This window comes from Streptomyces sp. NPDC058662 (assembly GCF_042716255.1).
Lineage (GTDB): Bacteria > Actinomycetota > Actinomycetes > Streptomycetales > Streptomycetaceae > Streptomyces.
This window is the reverse complement of the sequence record NZ_JBHXRU010000178.1, coordinates 1-6,095: the sequence shown is the minus strand read 5'-3', so window position 1 is coordinate 6,095 and position 6,095 is coordinate 1. Positions and strand designations below refer to the sequence as shown.

The 6,095-nt window shown below is 75.6% G+C and carries 5 protein-coding genes; 4 read left to right on the top strand and 1 reads right to left on the bottom strand.

Annotated features, from left to right (window positions below; translation table 11 throughout):
* Nucleotides 1-108 precede the first annotated feature (108 nt).
* The 4 genes from ACFWUQ_RS30890 to ACFWUQ_RS30875 are packed head-to-tail and all read left to right on the top strand — an operon-like array spanning nt 109 to nt 4,539.
* Nucleotides 109-1,491: an ADP-ribosylglycohydrolase family protein gene (locus ACFWUQ_RS30890; RefSeq protein WP_384544626.1), complete on the top strand. Its 1,383-nt coding sequence runs from the start codon at nt 109-111 to the stop codon at nt 1,489-1,491.
* A complete protein-coding gene (gene rbsK / locus ACFWUQ_RS30885; RefSeq protein WP_384544624.1) occupies nt 1,488-2,453 on the top strand; it encodes a ribokinase in 966 nt (321 codons plus the stop codon). Before ACFWUQ_RS30890 ends, rbsK begins: the two co-directional genes overlap by 4 nt.
* A 53-nt stretch (nt 2,454-2,506) precedes the next feature.
* Nucleotides 2,507-3,727 carry a CaiB/BaiF CoA transferase family protein gene (locus tag ACFWUQ_RS30880; protein ID WP_384544622.1) on the top strand — a complete coding sequence of 407 codons (1,221 nt, stop codon included), beginning with the start codon at nt 2,507-2,509 and terminating at the stop codon, nt 3,725-3,727.
* Nucleotides 3,724-4,539, top strand: coding sequence for an HpcH/HpaI aldolase/citrate lyase family protein (locus ACFWUQ_RS30875; protein ID WP_384544620.1), 816 nt, complete (start codon nt 3,724-3,726; stop codon nt 4,537-4,539). The genes ACFWUQ_RS30880 and ACFWUQ_RS30875 overlap by 4 nt, the downstream gene beginning before the upstream one ends.
* Here the strand turns inward: ACFWUQ_RS30875 and ACFWUQ_RS30870 are convergent.
* Nucleotides 4,529-5,887, bottom strand: coding sequence for a glycosyl hydrolase family 28-related protein (locus tag ACFWUQ_RS30870; protein ID WP_384544618.1), 1,359 nt, complete (start codon nt 5,885-5,887; stop codon nt 4,529-4,531). The two genes, ACFWUQ_RS30875 and ACFWUQ_RS30870, sit on opposite strands and share 11 nt — an antisense overlap.
* Nucleotides 5,888-6,095: the final 208 nt, after the last annotated feature.

Genomic DNA, 6,095 nt, shown 5'->3' with positions numbered 1-6,095 from the left:
GCCGACCCGCACCCGGCGCCGACCCGGACGCGGCCCGGTCAGGCGGCGGCACCGCGGGACCCCCGACCCGGCCCGGCGGGCGCGGCGGCGGAGTGCGTCACCGACCCCGTGCGTCTGACCTGGGCGCAGCCGGAGGACCTCGTCGGGCACGAGCTGCGGCAGGCGGCCGAGGACGGGCGGGACGCGGACTCCGTCCGGCGGACCTGGCTGGCGGCGGGAGGCCGTCCGGCCCCCGACCGGGCCGGGGCCTCGCCCGCCCCGGCCCCGCCCCGCCTGCGCGCCCTGGCGGTCCGCCTACTGGACCGGCTGGCGCTGCTCCCCTCTCCCGCCGCCGCCGACGAGCCCCTGACCTGGCCCGCCGTCCGAGCCTCCTGGGCCGCGCCGCCCCGCCGGACGGACCCGCGCGAGGGCGGGTACGGGGAGCGGCTGGAGGCCGCCTGGGTCGGGCGGGCCGTCGGCTGCCTGCTCGGCAAGCCGGTCGAGAAGCTCCCGCTCCACGCCGTCCGCGCCCTGGCCCGCGCCGCGGGCAACTGGCCGCTGGACGGCTGGTTCACCGCCGAGGGCGTCCCGGCCGAACTGCTGGCCGCCCATCCCTGGAACCGCCGTTCGGCACCCACCTCGCTCGCCGAGAACATCGACGGCATGCCCGAGGACGACGACCTCAACTACCCGCTGCTCGGCCTGCTCCTCCTCCAACGGCACGGCAAGGGCTTCACCACCGCCGACGTCGCCCGGCTCTGGCTCGACGAGCTGCCCGCCGGGCGGACCTTCACCGCCGAGCGCGTCGCCTACCGAAACCTCCTCCTCGGGTTGGAGCCGCCTGCCACCGCCACCCACCACAACCCGTTCCGGGAGTGGATCGGCGCCCTGATCCGCGCCGACGTCCACGGCTGGACCAACCCCGGCGACCCGGCCGCCGCCGCGGCCCAGGCCTACCGGGACGCCGCCCTGACCCACACCGGCAACGGCGTCTACGCGGCGCTCTTCGTCGCCGCCGCCACCGCCGAGGCGGCCACCGGCCGGGCCGACGTGCACGCCGCGCTCCGGGCCGGGCTGGCCGTCGTACCGCCCCGCTCACGCCTCGCGGAGGCCGTCCGGTTCGGCGTGCGCACCGCCTCCGACGCCGCCCGCGCGGAGAGCTGCTTCGACGGTGTCGTCGACCGGCTGCACGCCCGCTACGGGCACTACCACTGGGTCCACTCCGTGCCCAACACCGCTCTGATCGCCGCCGCCCTCACCCACGCAGACGGCGACTTCACCCGCTCCGTCTGCCGCGCGGTGTCCGGCGGCTGGGACACCGATTCCAACGGCGCCACCGCCGGCGCCCTCGCCGGCCTCCTCGTCGGCTCGCCCGAGCGCCTCCCGCCCCGGTGGACGGCGCCCCTCAAGAACCGCCTCGCCACCAGCGTCCCCGGCTTCGACGGCATCGGCTTCGACGCCCTCGCCCGGCTCACCCTCGCCCTCACCGCACAGGAGGCAGCCCACTCATGACGGCCATCGCCGTGCTCGGCAGTACGAACATGGACCTCGTCGTCTACGTCCCCGAGGCCCCCCGCCTCGGGGAGACCGTCGCCGGCCGCGAGTTCCGCACCGCCCCCGGCGGCAAGGGCGCCAACCAGGCCGTCGCGGCCGCCCGCTGCGGCGGTGAGGTGGTGATGATCGGGGCGGTCGGGACGGACGAGTTCGGCGTCCGGCTGCGTTCCTCCCTCGCCGCCGCCGGGGTGGAGACCGCGGCCCTGCGCACCGTCGAGGGGCCCAGCGGCACCGCCCACATCACCGTGGACGACGAGGGCGGCAACAGCATCGTCGTCATCCCCGGCGCCAACGCCCGCGTCACCGGCCTGGAAGCGGGCGACGAGAGCCGGATCGGCGCGGCCGACTCGCTGCTGCTCCAGCTCGAACTCCCACCGCGGGCCGTCCTCGCCGGCGCCCTCGCCGCCCGCGCGCACGGTGTCCGCACGGTCCTCACGCCGGCTCCCGTCCAGCCGCTGCCCGCCGGGCTCCTCGCCGCTGTCGACCTGCTGGTCCCCAACGAGCACGAGGCGGCCGCGCTCACCGGCCTCACCGACCCGTACCTGGCCGCCGCCGCGCTGCTGGAGGACGTACCGGAGGTGGTCGTCACCCTGGGCGCCGCCGGATCGCTGTACGCCGCGCGCGGTCGAGAACCGCTGACCGTGCCCGCTCCCCGGGTCCGGGCCGTGGACACCACCGCCGCCGGCGACACCTTCGTCGGCGCGCTCGCGGTGGCCCTCGGCGAGGGCCGGCTGATGCCGGAGGCGCTGCGCTGGGCCTCCGCGGCGGCGGCGCTCTCCGTGCAGCGCGCCGGCGCCCAGGACTCGATGCCGTCCCGCGCGGAGACCGACGCCCTCGCCGCACGGGACCAGGAGCCCGGGCGGCCCCCGGGGTACGCGCCCGCGGCGGCGTCCGAGGCGGTTCCCGGGGCCGCCTCGTGATCCCCGCCCCCGGTCCGGACGACCGCCGGAACGCCCCCGAAAGGCCCGAGGCGGTGGACGCGTCCGCCGAACCGGGACGCGGGCACGGCGCGGGGCCGCTGCGGGGGCTGCGCGTCCTCGACCTCGCCACCCTCTTCGCCGGGCCCCTCGCCGCCACTCTCCTCGGCGACTTCGGCGCCGAGGTGGTCAAGATCGAGCACCCCGGCCGCCCCGACCCCTCCCGGGGCCACGGCCCCGCCAAGGACGGCGTCGGGCTGTGGTGGAAGCTGCTCGGCCGGAACAAGCGGACGATGACCCTCGACCTGTCCACGCCCGGCGGCCGGGACACCCTGCTGCGCCTGGCCGCCACCGCCGATGTGGTCGTCGAGAACTTCCGGCCCGGGACCCTGGAGAAGTGGGGGCTGGGCTGGCCCGAGCTGTCCGCCGCCAACCCGCGCCTGGTGCTGGCCCGCGTCACCGCCTTCGGCCAGTACGGCCCGTACGCGCGCCGCCCCGGCTTCGGCACCCTCGCCGAGGCCATGAGCGGGTTCGCCGCGATCACCGGCGAGCCGGACGGCCCGCCGACGCTGCCGCCGTTCGGGCTCGCGGACTCGATCGCCGCGCTGACCACCGCGTACGCGGTGATGACGGCCCTCGCCGGGCGCGACCGCACCGGGCGCGGCCAGGTCGTGGACCTGGCGATCATCGAGCCGATCCTGACCGTGCTCGGCCCGCACCCGCTCTGGTACGACCAGCTCGGCTACGTCCAGCCCCGCACCGGCAACCGCTCCGGCAACAACGCCCCGCGCAACACCTACCGGAGCGCGGACGGCCGCTGGCTGGCCGTCTCCGCCTCGGCCCAGTCCATCGCCGAGCGGGTGGTGCGGCTGGTGGGCCGGCCGGACCTGATCGCCGAGCCCTGGTTCGCGACGGGTGCGGGCCGGGCCGGCCGGGCGCAGGTGCTGGACGAGGCCGTCGGGAGCTGGATCGCCCGGCACACGGCGCAGGAGGTCGTCGCCGCCTTCGAGGACGCCGAGGCGGCTGTGGCCCAGGTCTACGACGTGCGGGACGTGATGGAGGACCCGCAGTACGCGGCCCTCGACACGGTCACCGAGGTCGAGGACCCGGAACTCGGCCCGCTGCGGATGCAGAACGTCCTCTTCCGGCTTTCCGAGACGCCCGGCGGGATCCGCTGGGCGGGCCGCCCGCACGGCGCGGACACCGACGAGGTCCTGACCGATCTCGGCCTGACCGAGGCTGAGATCACCGCACTGCGGAAGGAGGGGGCATTGTGATCCTGACCTGGCTGTACGCACCGGGTGACCGCCCGGAGGTGGTGGCCAAGGCACTCGGCTGCGGGGCGGACGCCGTCATCGTGGACCTGGAGGACGCGGTGTCGGCCTCCCGCAAGGAGTACGCCCGCGCCGCCACCGCCGAGCTGCTGGGCTCGCGTCCCCCGGTCCCCGTCCATGTCCGCGTCAACGCCCTGGATTCGCCCTGGGGCGGGGCCGACCTGAACGCCCTCGCCGGTCTGCACGGCCTCGCCGGGCTCCGGCTGCCCAAGATCAGCGCCCCCGAGCAGGTCGCGGCGGTCGCCGACCGCACCGGCGGGGTGGGTTTGCACGCCCTGCTGGAGTCCGCGCTGGGTGTGGAGCGCGCCTACGGGATCGCCCGCGCGCACCCCGCGCTGCGCGGGCTCTCCCTCGGCGAGGCCGATCTGCGGGCCGATCTGGCCGTGAGCGCGGACGAGGGTCTGGACTGGTGCCGGGCCCGGGTGGTGGTGGCGGCCCGGGCGGCGGGGCTGGCGCCCCCGGCCCAGTCGGTGTTCCCCGACATCCGGGACCTGGAGGCGCTGGCGCGCTCGTGCGCGCGCGGGCGCTGCCTCGGCTTCCTCGGGCGTGCGGCGATCCACCCGCGCCAGCTCCCGGTGATCGAGCGTGCCTACCTGCCCGGACCCGAGGAGGTCGTGGCCGCCGAGCAGGTGCTCAGCGCCGCGCGGGCCACGCCGGGCGCGCTGGCGCTGCCCGACGGCCGGTTCGTGGATCCGGCCGTCGTGGCGGCGGCGCACCGCACCCTGGCGCTGTCGCGGCGGGAAGCTACGCGTTGAGGGCGGACCAGAGCCACTTGCCGCCGACGCGTATGTAGAGCCGCTTGTTCACGGAGTCCACGGCCATGGTGCCGTCGAGCGGCTGGCGGGTGAAGGAGGCGTCCGTGACGGGCCCGGGGACCAGCCGCAGCGGCGGGTTGGGCGCGTTCTTGACCGGGATCGTGCCGGTCGCCTGCGCGCCGAGGGTGCCGTAGCTGTTCTCCACCCGGAAGTCGCCGGTGGAGGACTGCTCGTAGTAGAGGTGCGTACCGGTGGGGGCGGTGCCGTAGAGGCCGACGACGTTGCGCAGCACGGCGGTGGAGCCGGGACCCGAGTACAGGGCCACGCCCGCGTTGACCGTCGCCTTGTCCCGGTTGGCGATGACCACGTTCTCCAGGGCGCTGGAGCTCGCCGCCCAGCTGATGATGTTCCGGGCGGTGGCCGGGGTGCCCTCCGCGAAGTCGCCGGCGTAGCAGTAGATGTTGGTCGCGTAGACGTGCTTGCAGCCCGCGTCGGCCTTCAGGTGGGGGCCGCCCCGCATCCGGGAGGTCTCGAACTTGCAGTCCGTGAGGTAGACGCCGTTGGGGTTGTTCAGGGTGACGGCGCCCTGGCCGATCCACAGCGCGCCGGTGCCGAAGGCCTCCAGGCGGCAGCCGATGAAGTGGATCTGGTTGATGTTGTCCTTGCTGTGGCCCCAGGCGCCCTCGGTGGCGGAGGAGGCGTTGCGCAGCCAGATGTTGGGCTGGGTGGTGCTGCCGGTGGTGCCGGTGGAGTCCTCGATGACCAGGTTGTAGAAGCGCGAGTCCCAGAACTCGACGGCGTCCACGCACATGTCGTTGTTGGACGACATGAAGACGTCGCGGAAGTAGGAGTTGTTGTTGTAGTAGAGCTCCAGCAGCAGGCCGGTCTTGCGGTTGCCGTTGAAGCCGAGGTTCTCGATCGCGCAGTAGCGGCGGTGGGTGGCGCCGGTGGAGTACGCCGGCCCGCTGCCGGACATGCGCAGCAGGATGCCGTCGCCGCCCTTGACCAGGGTGGCGGCCTTGGCGCCGGCGCCGGCGAGCCGGATGCCGTCGCCCTTGAGGGCCAGGGCCGGGCGGTCGGGGGTCGGCTTGACCAGGTACTTGCCGACGGGGAAGTAGACGGTGCCGCCGCCCGCGGCGGCCGCCGCGTCGAGGGCCGCCTGGACGGCGGCGGTGTCGTCGGTGGCGCCGTCGCCGACCGCTCCGTGGGCCTTGACGTCGAACCGGTCCGGTGCGGCCGCGGGCGCCGCGGCGGCGCTGCCGGCGGCGGTCAGCGTGGTCGCTCCGGCCAGTCCGGCCACGGCTCCGGTCAGCAGGGCCCGGCGGGCGGTGGTCGGCTTGTGGGTCATGGTCTCCCCCTGGTGGCACGGTCTGAGGTGATGATCATGCCAGTCGGGTCCGACAGCGCGGCCGGAAGGCGGCGGGGGCGGCCTGCGCGGGGGCGGCATGCGGAAGGGGGCGCCCCGCCACTTCGACGCCCCCCCCCTCCGCTCCCGAAACCCGGAAGCGCTATTAGCCCGCCCCGGCCACTGTAATATAAACAACAAACACGTCAAC